Annotated in this window: 15 protein-coding genes and 2 pseudogenes; 5 read left to right on the top strand and 12 right to left on the bottom strand. The window is 43.3% G+C overall.

The annotated features are described in order from the left end of the window. Positions 1-22: 22 nt before the first annotated feature. The 9 genes from serB to HMPREF0670_RS03725 all read right to left on the bottom strand — a co-directional run bounded on the left by serB (position 23) and on the right by HMPREF0670_RS03725 (position 8,473). Positions 23-1,255 (bottom strand): phosphoserine phosphatase SerB, encoded by a 1,233-nt coding sequence (gene serB / locus HMPREF0670_RS03760; protein WP_009229844.1) that lies wholly within the window; start codon positions 1,253-1,255, stop codon positions 23-25. Positions 1,256-1,260: 5 nt separating this feature from the next. Beyond that, positions 1,261-1,416 carry a hypothetical protein gene (locus tag HMPREF0670_RS16655; RefSeq protein ID WP_009229843.1) on the bottom strand — a complete coding sequence of 52 codons (156 nt, stop codon included), beginning with the start codon at positions 1,414-1,416 and terminating at the stop codon, positions 1,261-1,263. A gap of 1,032 nt (positions 1,417-2,448) precedes the next feature. Then, positions 2,449-2,679: a hypothetical protein gene (locus HMPREF0670_RS03750; protein ID WP_009229841.1), complete on the bottom strand. Its 231-nt coding sequence runs from the start codon at positions 2,677-2,679 to the stop codon at positions 2,449-2,451. 568 nt (positions 2,680-3,247) lie between these two features. Beyond that, positions 3,248-3,595 (bottom strand): hypothetical protein, encoded by a 348-nt coding sequence (locus HMPREF0670_RS16650; protein WP_083786787.1) that lies wholly within the window; start codon positions 3,593-3,595, stop codon positions 3,248-3,250. Positions 3,596-3,610: 15 nt separating this feature from the next. Further along, on the bottom strand, positions 3,611-4,672 hold the full coding sequence (locus tag HMPREF0670_RS03745; RefSeq protein WP_009229839.1) for a relaxase/mobilization nuclease domain-containing protein: 1,062 nt from the start codon (positions 4,670-4,672) through the stop codon (positions 3,611-3,613). Continuing rightward, positions 4,656-5,087, bottom strand: coding sequence for a plasmid mobilization protein (locus HMPREF0670_RS03740; RefSeq protein ID WP_009229838.1), 432 nt, complete (start codon positions 5,085-5,087; stop codon positions 4,656-4,658). The genes HMPREF0670_RS03745 and HMPREF0670_RS03740 overlap by 17 nt, the downstream gene beginning before the upstream one ends. A gap of 382 nt (positions 5,088-5,469) precedes the next feature. Continuing rightward, on the bottom strand, positions 5,470-5,940 hold the full coding sequence (locus HMPREF0670_RS03735; protein ID WP_009229837.1) for a DUF3408 domain-containing protein: 471 nt from the start codon (positions 5,938-5,940) through the stop codon (positions 5,470-5,472). Positions 5,941-5,942: 2 nt separating this feature from the next. Continuing rightward, entirely contained in the window at positions 5,943-6,947 is a 1,005-nt protein-coding gene (locus HMPREF0670_RS03730) for a toprim domain-containing protein (RefSeq protein WP_044077670.1), read from the bottom strand. 182 nt (positions 6,948-7,129) lie between these two features. Continuing rightward, a complete protein-coding gene (locus tag HMPREF0670_RS03725; protein ID WP_083786799.1) occupies positions 7,130-8,473 on the bottom strand; it encodes a VapE domain-containing protein in 1,344 nt (447 codons plus the stop codon). A gap of 481 nt (positions 8,474-8,954) precedes the next feature. Here HMPREF0670_RS03725 and HMPREF0670_RS03715 point away from each other — a divergent pair, with 481 nt between their 5' ends. From HMPREF0670_RS03715 to HMPREF0670_RS03700, 4 genes and pseudogenes are all read left to right on the top strand, one after another. Continuing rightward, positions 8,955-9,257, top strand: a complete 303-nt coding sequence (locus tag HMPREF0670_RS03715) for a helix-turn-helix domain-containing protein (RefSeq protein ID WP_009229834.1) — start codon at positions 8,955-8,957, stop codon at positions 9,255-9,257. A gap of 9 nt (positions 9,258-9,266) precedes the next feature. Next, positions 9,267-9,564: pseudogene (locus HMPREF0670_RS03710) on the top strand (helix-turn-helix domain-containing protein). 202 nt (positions 9,565-9,766) lie between these two features. After that, complete coding sequence (locus tag HMPREF0670_RS03705) at positions 9,767-10,999, top strand: AAA family ATPase (protein WP_009229832.1); 1,233 nt, start codon at positions 9,767-9,769, stop codon at positions 10,997-10,999. Continuing rightward, the gene (locus HMPREF0670_RS03700) at positions 10,996-11,499 is read left to right on the top strand and encodes a hypothetical protein (RefSeq protein ID WP_009229831.1); all 504 of its coding nucleotides are present in this window, start codon (positions 10,996-10,998) and stop codon (positions 11,497-11,499) included. Before HMPREF0670_RS03705 ends, HMPREF0670_RS03700 begins: the two co-directional genes overlap by 4 nt. 65 nt (positions 11,500-11,564) lie before the next feature. On the opposite strand, the pseudogene HMPREF0670_RS03695 reads toward HMPREF0670_RS03700, so the two are convergent. The 3 genes and pseudogenes from HMPREF0670_RS03695 to HMPREF0670_RS03685 form a co-directional block, all read right to left on the bottom strand. Continuing rightward, positions 11,565-12,042, bottom strand: a pseudogene (locus tag HMPREF0670_RS03695) (HU family DNA-binding protein). Positions 12,043-12,249: 207 nt separating this feature from the next. After that, complete coding sequence (locus HMPREF0670_RS03690) at positions 12,250-12,438, bottom strand: HAD family hydrolase (RefSeq protein ID WP_157579537.1); 189 nt, start codon at positions 12,436-12,438, stop codon at positions 12,250-12,252. A 14-nt stretch (positions 12,439-12,452) separates the two neighbouring features. Then, positions 12,453-12,926, bottom strand: a complete 474-nt coding sequence (locus tag HMPREF0670_RS03685) for a hypothetical protein (protein WP_157579536.1) — start codon at positions 12,924-12,926, stop codon at positions 12,453-12,455. A gap of 759 nt (positions 12,927-13,685) precedes the next feature. Here HMPREF0670_RS03685 and HMPREF0670_RS03680 point away from each other — a divergent pair. Further along, complete coding sequence (locus HMPREF0670_RS03680; RefSeq protein WP_044077866.1) at positions 13,686-14,684, top strand: CBASS cGAMP-activated phospholipase; 999 nt, start codon at positions 13,686-13,688, stop codon at positions 14,682-14,684. The last annotated feature ends 1 nt before the right edge of the window (position 14,685 follow it).

Raw genomic sequence — 14,685 nt, 5'->3', positions numbered from 1 at the left:
TTTTTGTTTGTATTATGCTTGTTTAGGCATTGATGTAGCTGTCTTTAAAGCCAAGGAAGTAGAGCACACCGTCTAGTCCGATGGTGTTGATAGACTGCTGGGCATTGGCCACAACGCGCGGTTTGGCATGGAAGGCTATGCCAAGTCCCGCCTCTGAAATCATGGGCAAGTCGTTTGCGCCGTCGCCAACGGCGATAGTCTGTGCTAAATTTACCTTTTCCACTTGCGCAATAAGTTTCAACAGTTCGGCCTTGCGATGCCCGTCTACTATTTCTCCCACGTAGTTTCCAGTCAGTTTTCCGTTGTCGTCAACCTCCAACTCGTTGGCATATACGTAGTCTATACCATATTTGTGTTGCAGGAACTCACCAAAATAGGTAAATCCGCCACTTAATATGGCGATTTTGTAGCCATATCGTTTCAGTACCGCCATCAACCTGTCAACGCCTTCGGTAATAGGCATGTGTTCGGCAATGTCTTTCATCACCCCGACATCAAGGCCTTTGAGCAGTGCAACGCGCTTTCTGAAACTTTCTTTAAAGTCTATCTCGCCTCGCATGGCACTTTCGGTAATGGCCTTTACCTTATCTCCAACGCCAGCACGCATGGCTAATTCGTCAATACATTCTGTTTGGATGAGGGTTGAATCCATATCAAAGCATATCAGGCGACGCATGCGGCGGTACATGTCATCTTTCTGAAACGAGAAGTCGATACCCATTTCGGCCGAGAGGGCCATTAGTTGTTTCTGCATGGCCGAGCGATCTTGTGGCGTTCCTCGCAACGAGAACTCAATGCAGGCGCGCACGTTCTTGTCGGGGTTCATAATGCTGATACGGCCTGTTAACCTAAGGATGGAGTCGATGTTGAACCCTTGCGACGATATTACCTTTGTGGCCGCCTCAATCTGTTTGGCCGAAAGGCTACGGCCAATAAGGGTAAGTATATAGCGATTTTTGCCTTGTCCGTGAACCCAATCTTCATATTGCTGGTCGCCAATGGGTTCAAAGCCAATGTGTACGTTCAATTCGGTGGCCTTAAAGAGAAGTTCTTTCATTACTTGACCAGAGTGTTTGTCGTCGATACGGATAAGCACTCCTAACGACAGCGAACTATGAATGTCGGCTTGTCCGATGTCTAATATCTGTGCATCGTAACGAGCTAGGATTTTCATTACAGAGGCGGTTAACCCTGGTCGGTCTTGTCCGGTAATGCGGATAAGTATCTGCTCTTCCTTATTCTTTTTCGTGTTCATAAGCCCTAGTCTCTTAGATAGTCTTTCGAAATCATGTCGTAATACAGCGCTTCAAGTTCGCCAAGGGTGAGCTCTTGCAGTGCATGTTCTATTTTACGTACCAATTCGTCGCGACGAAACTCGTCGGACGAATGGCCGAATGTGGTGAATGTTTTTGCCATGTGTAACTTTTTACAAAGGCAAAGATACGCATAAATACCGAAATGCACACAATGCAGGCATAAGTTTTACAGATGCGTGTATATAAAGAAGTGGGTTAGGGCCTAGCCCCAACCCACTTCTTACATTGAAACAGTCTCGACTTTTGTTATTTCTATAATTGTGAGGAGTTTGTTGTCTTTTCGATGCCAACATAAGATGAGCCCGCTTCCCATATACGAAGTGCACCACAAATCAACTCACTGGCCTATGGCTCACGAAAACCCAACAACTCCCAAATATGTCAATTCACCAACTTACAAACTCAAGAACTCGTCAACTCACAGGTTCACAAGCTCATCGACTCACGACTACATCAACTCACAAGCAAACAGCTCTCAAGCACATCAACTCACGAACTTATCCACTCACAAGCTCATCCACTCACGGGTTCATCCATTCATAAGCTCAGCAACCCACGAGCTAAGCAATCCCCAAAAAATTAAATTCTTATCTTTATCTTTACAATATCGCTCTAATTTCCGCTCCATTCTAGCGAAAATATAGGCTGTAAAGTGGGTAAATTGCCACAAGTTTTAGCCTTTCACGTCTCTGTACTTATCCGTTTTTAAGAACAAAACTTGCATTTTGCACCATTTTACCTTTCTAGTTTGGTCGCCACCTCGTATTTTTTCAAGCCCGATTACCTGCTTTTAGCCCCCAAAATGCTACTTTTTAACGACTATTTCGCCTTTTTCAGCCATGTTTTTCATGGCTCTAAGAGGTTTCATTTATACCATTTCTGCGGATATTTATGCTTATCGACTTGCATTTAGCGGCAAAACACACTGCATTTTGCACCGTTTTACCTTGCGTTTTGCACCAAAACGCATTGTAGTTAGCACCAAAACGCACTGCATTTAGCATCAAAACGCACTGTTTTTTGCGGCATTTATGGGCTATGCACAAATCTTTGAAAGCCTAAGCATGAAGAACTTTACCCCTGCCACTCCTCTCAGAGTACCCTCGAAAACCTTTGTCTTTGAATTGAAAGATTAGGCGAATGTGTTTGTTGCCCTGCTCACAAAGAGGTTGAACACACAGCTATAATGCTCGTATGAGGTCGCTGCAATTGCGTTGAAACTCTTCAATCCCAAGTTGCAGATCTTCTGTGCCTGCGGGTCAAGGACAGCCTTTCCCTGGTACTTGGTGGTATTCTTTGTGAGAACCATGCGCAGGGAGCGTGTAGCAATGGCATTGTCTGTGGAACGCTTTCGCCACTCCATAGCCTTAATTGTATGCCTCGAATCAGGCATATTTACCCAACTGGCTACTCTTGCACCGCATCTCACAACATAGTGCAGATTGGCAGATGCCAACAATGTGCAAACTCTCTTCTCTTGCGGTTTTCTTAGGAGCAAAGTTAATGTTTTGCGGCCTTTGCATCGAGGTTAATTGTTTATACATAAACAATAGAAAGATAATTAAGCTTAGGGAATACTCAAAAAGAACAATTTTTTCCTGTATTGCTGCTGTCTCTCTTCGGTGTTATTCATCTCGGTCGCAAGGCAAACCTGAGCCCCCTTTCATTTTATTTCCTTGCAAAACAATCGATGTTTCTTGCACTCCGATTTGGTATGAGCAGCTTATCCTTGTTGTTTAGGCAAAACAATGGCCGTTGTTCTTATCTACGAAAGCACCTATTAACGTTTTGTTAAAACAATAAATATATTTTACAAACCGCGCTTGTTGTCCGAACCATTCTAGCAAAAAACACCTGCTAAAAGCTATATAAAATGCGTCCAAGAGATAAAATTCCAGCTATTTTAGAGGGCTTATCCTCACTATTTTTGGTCATTTACTATGCTTTTGCATTTCTCTTTGAAGGAAATTTCTCCCAAATTTGCATCCACAACTACTAAAAAATGGAGTTAATAGGAGTGATGTTGCAATGCATTTTGCACCAAAACGCACTGCAATATGCACCAAAACGCGTGGTAAGATAATTCTTAAAATACAACTTGTTGAAAATAAAGAAGTTACCTTGTTGATAAGACTAAACAGGTAACGATCTGGAAACGAGCGAGCTACTTGGCTTCGCTGTTTTCTACCTAGCAAAGAACGCTTGTTATTCTGTTTGCAAAGATAATACTTTGCTGGCGAATAACAAGCGTTCTTGATGAGATATTCTTCTTTCTGCATTTTTTTAGGCGTGAGTTATAATCCTCTTCCACGTTTTTTCTTTCTGTTGGCTTGGTTTCTGAGTTTGCGTTGCCATGCAGTTTCGGCATAGTCATCGCCCTGTACAGTTGGTGTAATCAAATCGCCCAAGCCTTCCATTAGTTCATCGGCTGCACTAACAATGGTGTCTGCCACTGCACCAATGGAGTTCTGCGCTCGTGGAGTGTCGTTGTCTCGTGAAATTGAGGAACGGCTTGGAGGTACGAGTTGATAACCAGTATCAGGTTGTTCTTTCCTTTCTGTCGGCTCTTGTACTGTTAGATGTGGTTTCCTTGATTCTTCCTTGTTGGTTACTTCAAAGTTCTTCTGCAAGGAATGGTAGCCGACCTCCCTGCCGATTTCGGAAGCTTTGAATGTCTGGCCACAGTAGGAGAACTTCAAACCATATACTTTGCCCTGCTTATTCTTCATGCGCTCTATGGTAATGTTGTTCTTATTCAATTCGTAGAGAAACATGGAGTGCCCTGATATGCCACCGCCTTTATTTTTGTCCAACAAGGCATAACAGATTTGCTGTAATTCTTTCTTTGTTTGCTCTCTCGTCAGATTGGATTTAGCTTTCTGATACATCCTTTCAGCCTTTACTTCCTTTGCAATGGTCAAGCCTTTCGAGCGGCTTATTTTCTCCGCCACTCTTGCTGCCCTGTTGCTCACAAAAGTGGTGTCATAGACTTCTCCGTAAAGGCTGATGCGGTTGGCAATGATATGAATGTGTCTGTTGTCGGTGTCCTTGTGCGTTACTGCCACCCATTGGTGGTTGTCAAGTCCCATTCGCTTGGCAAACAAATGGGCTATCCTCATAAGTTCGGACACAGGCAGCTTTTTCTCGTCCTGAGGTGCGATGCCTATTTCGATACGGAGAAACTTGTTCCTGCAACGGCTGTTGTAGTCGCTGACCACTTTCATTTCCTCATAGATTGCCTTTGGCTCCCTGCTGCAAAGATTGTGGAAGGCAAGCCGATAGCCGAGCTTGCCCTCTCTGAAAATATAGCCCAGAGCCGTGCTGCCGTGCGCTATCGCCTTACATTTTCCTATCATTTCTTGTTAGATTTAAGACCTTATATACCTCATCTTCCACACGAAAATGAGGGTCGTAAAACCGCTTAAATGCTTCTTTTGCACATAGTGATAGGTTCTTTGTGATGAGTACCCACCTTTCGTCCTTGACCTTGATGAGATTGGATACCTGTCCATAGAACTTTCCTGTATGATGGAGAATGGCAATGGCTTCCCTCTCATTGTCTGTCATCTTGGGAACGGCTGTTACTTCTCCGTTAAGGAGTATCTCACGGCAGTAATCTGAGAACTTCCGCCCTGCACTTTCCGCTTTTGACTTGATACGCTGCTTCTCTTCTAAGGTGCATCTTACCTTGATGAACTCCGTTTTGTTCATCCGCTGTTCTTCCTTATCCTGTTGCTGCCATCGGGCAGCTTTTCCATTGTATCTGCTCATATAAGTTTCCTTGAAAGTTTATCATTGTAGATGATTCATTGTTTCTTAATTCCTGAATACTGACCGATGAGAACGGAGTGATTACGGTCTTATCTCCCCGACAATCGAACGAGGGGAGCAAGAGCAGTTTGTGGGTACAAACTGACGTCTTGCAATGCTACCGAACAAATTATTTACGCTTAAAACGTTTTATAGCCTAAAAATGAATTCCGTGCATTCTATGACTAACTGCGTTCGTGGCATTCTCACAGAGAACTAAGCCGAAGAAGAAAAGGTAGACCCTTTTAGCAAAAAAGGTAGACCTATTTGCTTGAAAAGGTAGACCTATTTTGAAGAAAGGGGAGACCTTTTCCCAGAAAACCGTCTACCTTTTCCTTGTGGTTTACAATCTTCTCCATTCCTCTATGTCTTCACCATATTCCTCCAGATGCTGACGAACTATGTTCTCAACGAAGCTTGAAAGGTTGCTGCCTTTGTCGCCTAATCTACGCACAATGAAGTCGGCACGTTCCTGTGTTTCCCTACTCAGATAGACCGCCTTCCGGTTGTTCAACTTGGTCGGCACAAGATAGGCTTGCTTGTAGGCTTCGAGTGTTTTCTTTCTCATCTTGGCACTGATGCGTTTCTGAACGGTTACGTTCTCCGTGTTCCGTGTATGCTCGGATTGCTCAGAAGCGATGTCCGCTTCTCCTTGAGTAATACGGTCCTTCTTCATTTCTACGTCCGTTGTTGTTTCCTCCACAGGAACGGGTTGTACTTCCGTCTGTGAGATTACCTCATTGTCCATTTCATCATCTTGGCATTCCAAGAACCATGAAAGGTCTTTGTCGCTCATCATAGTTTTCTTTTCCATTTCTATTTCATTTTAAGTTTGACTTGTTTTGATTCTTTGTTTTGATTTTGATCTGTAATTGACATGTGTGCCTGTATCTGCCCTTTATGCTTCTGTCGCTCACGGACACGGCTGACATGATATTCGTTGAGATCTTTGAAGTCCTTGTAATATTGGGACATATCTTCCACCTTGAAACCAGCCCTTACAAATTCTTGCACGGTTCTCCGCCCAGCATCGTCATTGTCAAGGAAGGCACGGATATGGGTCAGGTGTCGATCGTTCAGATAGCGGACAGTCCTTGCCACATTGCTCACGGAGTTCATCACAAGACAGTGGTTGGTGATTTCTTCTTTCATTGAAAGAAAGGATAGGAAGTCCATAAATCCCTCAAATACACATACAGGCGGTGTCTTGTCTGCTGCGTGTTCTGCCTGTTTGTCCGTGAATATCGGAGTAATGTCTTTCGGGGCTACCGTTCCCTTGAACGAACCATTATCCCGAAGTTCATACCCTCCCGATGGATTGGCAAAGCCGATGGCTTGATATCGCCTATCCCTTACCTCATAGCTGATACATTTGAGAAACGGCATAGCCCTCTCCAAATCAATGCAGCGTACTTTTGTAAGGTACTCCTGTAAATGTGGCGGCAAGGTGTCTGATATACTTATCAGTTTCCTTGCCTCGCTTGCAGCCATTGCTGGTTGGGAATTGTTTGGTGTGAAGTCATTGTGAAGACTATATGCAGTATCATCGGGAGCAGTCTGTCCCAAACGGCGGATGGCTTCCGATAGCGTGCAGTTCTCCAAACGCATAAAGAGGTCGATGATACTTCCACCCCTGCCTTCGGCATAGTCTATCCAAAGATTCTTTTCTGTGTCCACCTTGAAACTCGGATGCGTTTCCTCTCTGAGTGGTGAGCGGTACAGCGCATAGGAAGGTGTCCTACGTACAGGCTTGATACCTTTCCTTTCAAGATACTCCACGATGGGGTATCGCTTGATACGTGATAAATCTTCTTCTTTCATTGTTTTGATACTTTAATAGATTGAATAATAATTATTTATGTTTGTCTGTTTTTATGGTTTTACCTTTTCCAAAGTTTTCCCCCTCCAAACTTTTTCATCTTTCTTCTTACTACATACTATTTTGTGATAAGTGATTGATAATCAGTATTACTTTGTAGTATAAGACAATACTACACATTCTACTACATTTGGCTACTACAAGTTTGAAGGAGCGGGCAGGGCAAGATTTTCCTAATCTTGTAGACATAGATGGGGCTACCACCGTTTCTTCGTTTGCTCACCTTTATATATTCTGCTTTCTTCAAGGCTTCGCCCATCCGCTTGGCAACAAGTGGTTGGTGAGTATAAATACCCAAATAGGTGAGTATCTCCGTAGTGGTCATTAACGAATAACTTTCATCCTCCGTTGGCTTTTCAAAACAACGCAACAAAAGCTCCATCTCTGCAGTCTGTACTTGAAAGTCTTCACTCTCCCTATATAGCTCGGCTATCTCATCATCATCAAACCAATAGCGGAAGCCTGACTTTAACAGGGCTTTGGCTTCCGCATAGACATTGTCCATCGAGATAGCTTTTGCTCTCTCAATATCTATGGAAAGCACTTCAAAGGGTAGGAAGCGTCTGCTGCCCGTGGGGTCTGTCAGAAAGTCGTTGCCGTTTACCGATGCCACGAAACTTGCCAAGTGGGGATGTTCCTCCACATACTTGTCGTAGGGCATACGGTATTTGACCATCGGGCAGGTAATGAGGTTCTTCAGCTCATTCTCATCACGTTTATTTAGAGCTTTGAGCTGGTCATCTATATTTACGATGAGGTTTTGCCCGATATAGGTGAGCGTGTCCTTCTCCTGCGGATATATCTTGCCCGTATAGCTATAACCGTGAAGAGCTGAAGGACAGAGCAAATCAAGGAATGTTGTCTTGAACTTGCCCTGCTCGCCTGTCAGCACGAGGCAGGTGTGGTTTCGGCATTCACGGTCATCCATTGCATTGGCGACCACTGCTACGAGCCACTTGGTAAGGTATTGTAACCACTTGTCAGAGTTGTGAACAACTACGCAACTTGCCAAGTCGGGAATGGCTTTCAGCGCAAAGGGAGAACTACTGCTTATATCCACCGATGGCAACCTTTTGAAATACTCCTGTATGGGATTGATACGTGGAGAGAAGCTACTCTCGATGATAGAGTATAGATTATCCGATGAGGTTATTATCCCGATGTCGTTGTCTATCTCCCTGCGGAGCGTATTGATTTCATAGCGACCCACCTTGGCAAAATCGCTATCAGATTTTCTGCGGTATTCGGTTCGTCCCAATACTGTATTGTATCTGAACTCATAATGCTTGGAGAGGTAGGTCTCTATCTCCGAGTTCTTGGAGGAAGTCTTTCTTGGTCTGGGTGTGCTGTTCCCTCTCTCTGGTTTTCCTTTATCTGCATTACTTTTCATTATATGCCTGTTTTTGTTTCCATGAGTGAAGTTAGGAAGAGAACGGGAAAATTCCAAGCATTCGGAGAGTGCTTGCATAATGTTGCGTACATTGGCTATGAAATTCTCATGGATTTTTATGGAGAGATAGGGGGAGAAAGACTGATTTAAGCCAAAACTAAGGCAAAGCTGAGGATAAAATAACAAGAAAAGGCAGAGGTAGAAGTATGCCTTTTGCATACGTTTGCGGGATCCTGCACTGATATTCCAAACAATAGAATCAGTACAGGAATATGGTAGCGTTTGTCCAAATCGAAAGTGCCACAAGCTGCCACTTGAACAAACACCGATTGAACAGGATATGCACCAACATCAAACAGGTGGTGAAAGGAGAAAACAGGGCAAAAAGGTGCAAATATCAGACGAAGAAAAGCGTGGCCTTTTCCTTCAAGTACCCGATACTTCCCCGCTGTTCCCTGTTGCTTTGAGATATGGAAAATGCGCCATACTTTTGCAGGCAGAAACGTGCGATGGAGCGCAGAACAGGAAACGGAATTACAAATAAAACAATAATAGAACTATGGGATACTTTATCATTACGGACTCAAACTGGACAAGGCTGAGGGATGAGATACTCAGCCTTGCCGAGACCTGCCACAAGGCATTCGGGGAACAGAGCAGGCATACGGACTGGCAGCACAACGGTGATGTGTGTAGGTTGCTTAATATCAGCAAGCGTACCTTGCAGCACTACCGTGATACGGGTGTGCTGCCATTCTCCCAAATCGGGTATAAGTGCTACTACAAGCGTGAGGACGTGGAACGATTATTGGAAACCAAATCGGAGAAATCAAAAACAGACAGAGCTAAGAACAACAAATAAGACGAGTGTATGATGGAATCAGTGAAAGACTTGAACATGGATGCGGACGACATGCAGGTGGTGCTGTCCGCCCTCAGTAGCGTGAACAAACGTATAAAGGAAGTGGCACAGACACATAAGCCGCTGTTTGGCGGTGAGCATTTCCTGACAGGCAAGGAGGTGTGCGAGCAGCTATACATCAGCCCTCGCACCTTGCTGGATTATAGGAACAGGAGGATTATCCCCTACACGCAGTTCGCGGGGAAAGATACTTTATAAGGCTTCGGACTTGGAAAAGATGTTGGAGGAAGATTACAAGAACTTTTGAACGAAATAAAGGCAGAAGCAGATTGAATAAATTGGCTTAGATAATATATTTCCAAGCCAAGTACACCCCTAATTACTGACCTTGCATTAACAAAATAAAAGCGATGTCTTGTGGAAATAAACATATATAGCAAACGCTGTATTATCGAAATAAAATGTTATCTTTGCACTGTAAATATATAGCGCATTCTAAAAGACATATTATGAGTAGAATAAAGATCAAGAATTTCGGTCCGCTTAACACTTCCACAGAAACCGATGATGGTTGGATACAAATTAGGAAGATTACCGTGTTTGTAGGTAATCAAGGAAGTGGAAAGAGTACAATAGCTAAACTCATATCCACATGTGTTTGGATAGAGAAAGTTTTGACAAGAGGTGATTTCAAGGAAAAGGAATTCACCGCTTCTAAATTCAGGAACAAGTATTGCGGTTATCATCGGATTTCAAACTATTTTAAAAAAGGGCTTACTGAAATATTTTACGAAGGAGACTCCTATAATTTTACTTATACAAAGGAGGGAGACTTTATCATCAAGAAAAATACGGACGCGCTCAGCATATACCCATTGCCACAGATAATGTATGTACCGGCTGAACGCAATTTCATCAGCATAGTAAACAATCCAAGTCTGATAAAAGAACTACCAGATTCTTTGCTTACTTTTCTGTCTGAATATGATAAAGCAAAAAGCATTATAAAGGGAGATTTTATTCTCCCTATCAATGAAGCGTCTTTGGAATACAGCAAATCAAACGACACTATTTCAGTCAAGGGCAATGATTACAAGGTAAAATTGCAAGAAGCATCAAGTGGCTTCCAATCTATTGTACCTCTGTATCTCGTTTCTCGTTATCTGTCAGATTCTGTAAGCGAACAAGCCAAACATTCGCACAAAATGAGTAATGATGAAGCGAAACGCTTTGAAGAAGAGGTTTCGAGGATATGGTCGGACAACAACTTTACGGACACACAGAGACGGATAGCACTTTCTGCTCTATCTGCAAAATTTAATAAATCAGCATTTATAAACATTGTAGAAGAACCTGAGCAAAATCTGTTTCCAAAGTCACAAAGTCTGTTGATGCAGAGTTTGTTGTTGTTTAATAACAAGTTGGATGCCAATAAACTTATCATTACAACACATAGCCCATATCTGATAAATGACTTGACAGTGGCGATTAAGGTTGGGCAATTGAAGGAGGATGAAAGAATCAATGATAAAATGAAGGACAATATTAACAGTATTTATCCCCTTGCTTCTTCTTTTTCCACAGAGGACATATTCATCTACGAGCATAATGAAAATAAGGCTTGTTTTTCTTTATTAGATACTTATAATGGACTTCCGTCAGATGAAAATTTCCTGAACAGTCAACTTGAAGACAGCAACAATCGTTTCGCCGACCTATTGGAAATAGAGCAACAGCTATGATAGATTTCTTTCCCAAAGAACATATCCATATCTCCAAAAAGAAAGTATTTGGATTATGTGACTCTTCCACCTCTTCAGAAAAACCTGCTTTTCTTTCCGAGAATAACGGAAAGGAGTGGATTGCTGTCGTACATAATTACAGGCAGGAATCTATTAGCTTTGTCCCCATCGACCATTGCGTTGAACTGCTGAAGGAAGATGGCAGTATGGATAATCGTTGTGATTGTTGCCTATTTCATCATACAACTATCATTTTTGTTGAACTTAAACAGAGAGGGATGAAAGGTAGCGAATGGATAAAGCAAGGGGAGAAGCAATTGCGCTCTACCATATCTCATTTTGAGCGAGAAGAGCAGGCTCAATTATTTGATCTTAAAAAAGCATACATAGCCAATAGTAGCAAGCCTTTATTTAGAAGTGGCCAAGCTGTTAGGATGCAAAGATTTTTTAATGAAACAGGATATTCTTTACGCATCGAAAATCACATTAAAGATTTATAAAGCAAAGACGCAAGCTCTGTTTCCCAACAAGACTTGCGCAAACTTATAGAGTTATAAGCCATTTCTTATGGGGTCAAGCCCGCATCTATGGGTGTTGCGCCTGATGTGTCAGAGGCGACTTCGCCTTTCCACTCCTCCCACTCGATGTCCACATCCGTCAGTCCACGCACGACACGGCGACCGCCGCCACTGGCTCTCGTGCCGCCTCCACGGAATCGGGTCTTGGGAATGAAGCGCACACGCACACCGTTGATGAGCGCTGCGGTTACTTCCTTTTCCGTATCGACGTTGTTATTTGTTCGTTGCTGCCGTGAAGTAGAACGAGCCGATGCCGTCGAGCTTCACCGAGCGGCCCTGCGCCATGTAGTCGCCCATCACGCCTCCCAATGCCGTCAGCACGGCACGCACATCGGCAGGGCTAACCGTCGATTCGGCTGCCACACGCTTTGCCACCTGCTCCGTGGTAATGGCGGAGCCTACGAGAACGGACTTGGGATACCACTTGCCGTTCACTTTCATCTGCATTTTCTTGTAGAATGCCATAGGTTTGATTGTTTTGCGCCGGAAGGCGGCGAAATGTTAACAACGACTAAAGTATAAGTAGTGCCCCACTGAAGTATATTTAGTCAGGGTCTATGCCTACGCCGCTTCCCGACTGGTTAATAACTGCTGCTTGGAAGACCTATCTTGCATGAAGCAGAAAAGCCATGCTCCACCGTCAGTGAGGCGGAGCGTATCCATCGTATTGCATCAGTCTTCCCAAGGATTGTAGCTTGGCCAATCCTCGTTGTCGTTGAATGCGCCTTGCTTGGCGCCGATGTCGTCGTCCTCGATCTCCTCGTTGGGATCGACATGTACGCTCCACCATTCGCCTTCCATCAGTGTGTCGCCATTCAAGAGTACCACTTCGGTTTGTGGCTGTATATATTCTTTTTTCATTGTCAGTGCCTCCATTATTTAATGATTACTTTCTTGCCGTTGTGGATATACACGCCCTTGGTAGGCTTGCTCACGCGCACGCCACTAAGATTATAGTAAGGCGCATTGTCATCGCTTTCGGTGTTCTCTACGCTCTCGATTCCCGTGGTCGTCAAGGCGAAGTTGTCCTCGGCGAAGACGAAATGGAATTCCTTGGCCTGGTTGGCACTATTGAGTTTCATGTAGGCACTGAAGTGAGGCATGGTGTTGCCCGTCTCCTTGATCTTGAGGAACTTGCCCTTGCTCTTGCTGAAGGCATAGAGGTTGTTCGACGCGTCGCTCTTTACCGGAGTGTCCTCGACAACGCCTACCATCTTGTAGTCGGCAGCGGAGTACATACCTGATGGGGCAGTTACGGCATGACCATCCTGCTCCTCGGTCGTCTCGCAATAAGAGTTGGCGCTTGCGGCGTTCAGACTGTGCAGCAATACTCCGAGGAATGCTCGCACATAGCCGTAATGAGTTCTTTTTCGTAATCTCGTAGGTAATGCCGTCAATGGTGAACTGTGTTCCCACCGTCTGGGCATACGCCCCTGTCGCCGACATAAATAATACCAACAACAGCAAAAATAAAAGTTTTGTTTGTCTCATAATAAAAAAATAAAATTTGTTCTTTCTTGATTTATAACTCTTTTTTGTGTTAAGCAGCCATAGAATTGCCCTTAAACCAGTGATAAAGACTTGGCCAACGGACACGACAATTCAGGAAGAGGAATTCCTTGGAATCCCTTTTCCTACCGGAGTTACGCGCGGTGTCGCGCGCGTACAATAAATATGTTTTTGTGAAGTATAAGCGGCGGTGCGCCTATGAGAGAGAGTAACAAATTATTTGGAACTACCAAATAATCCAACGGTAAATTCACGGCATTTTTCACGCCGTAATCCACAACGGATACCATACGGGAATCCGCAGAAAACCTCCGTTTCCCTGCGCCGTGCATACACCTTTATTGTATAAAGAAAGATGCCGCATTTCCTGCTGTCTCTCTAATCCGTTCACTGATTGAGTGTTATAATTTGGTATAAAGATAGTTAAAGCTTCCGAAACTTGCAAGGAAAAACAGAAATAGATGTGGAAACGGCGTGCAAACGAATGCACATTTGTCATTTTGTTGTAGGGTTTGCCATTATGTCATCTTTAATAAAAAAATACTGATTGTTGAAATTGGCATAACGTTTGCATAGTATTAATAACAAATAAAATGTATATGACTAAAAAACCTTTCAAGATCTTATGTATTGATGGAGGTGGTATAAAGGGAATCTATTCCGCTGAACTTTTAGCAAAATTCGAAGAGGTTTTCGATTGTATAGTTTCCGAATGCTTTGACATGCTATGTGGTACTTCTACTGGAGGCATCATTGCTCTTGCTGCATCGCTTAAGATTCCCATGAGCGATGTAGTAAAATTTTATCAAAAGAATGGCCCATCCATTTTCAATGAAAGTGTCAAACATAGACTAGGCGGTTGTGCATACCTGCGTTCGAAACAGATTGCATTTGGCGGAAAATACTCCGCAAAGCCTTTACGCTTAGCTCTTGAATGCGTATTTAAGGACAAAAAGATAGTGGAGAGTAATAATTTCCTGTGCATACCATCCTATAACACATTAACAGCCAATCCGAGAGTCTTCAAAAAGGACTTTGACAAATTCACAGAGGATGATCGTAAAAGTTATGTTGATGTTGCATTGGCTACTTCTGCAGCCCCTACATACTTGCCCGTTATGGAAATCGAAGATGATCAATTTGTTGACGGAGGTTTATGGGCAAATAATCCGATTCTTGTTGCTCTGACAGAATACTTGTATAAGTTCGCGCAAGATAAGCGATTTGATGGACTCGAAATCCTTTCAATAAGTAGTTGTCAGAAAACTAAAGGAGAGAAACATCATAAATTGGACAGGGCCTTTATTGATTGGTCTGATACGCTATTTGATGCATATTCTATTGGTCAGTCGAAATCAACAATGGTTTTGTTGTCCAAATTGAAAGGATATTTGTCATTTCCCTTCGACTTTCAGCGAATTGAGCATATACCTTTATCTCCAGAACAGGATAAAATAATTGACATGGACAATGCAAGTGAGGCATCCATGAAACTTCTGGTGAAGATTGCAGACAATACGGCTATGAACGAGAAAATGCGTCCAGAAATAGCCCATTACTTCCAAACGAAAAAAACATTAAATCCAAAAGATTATTAAT

Origin of the sequence: Prevotella sp. oral taxon 317 str. F0108 (assembly GCF_000162415.1) — a bacterium.
GTDB lineage: Bacteria > Bacteroidota > Bacteroidia > Bacteroidales > Bacteroidaceae > Prevotella > Prevotella conceptionensis.
This window is presented reverse-complemented; position numbering and strand designations above follow the sequence as displayed.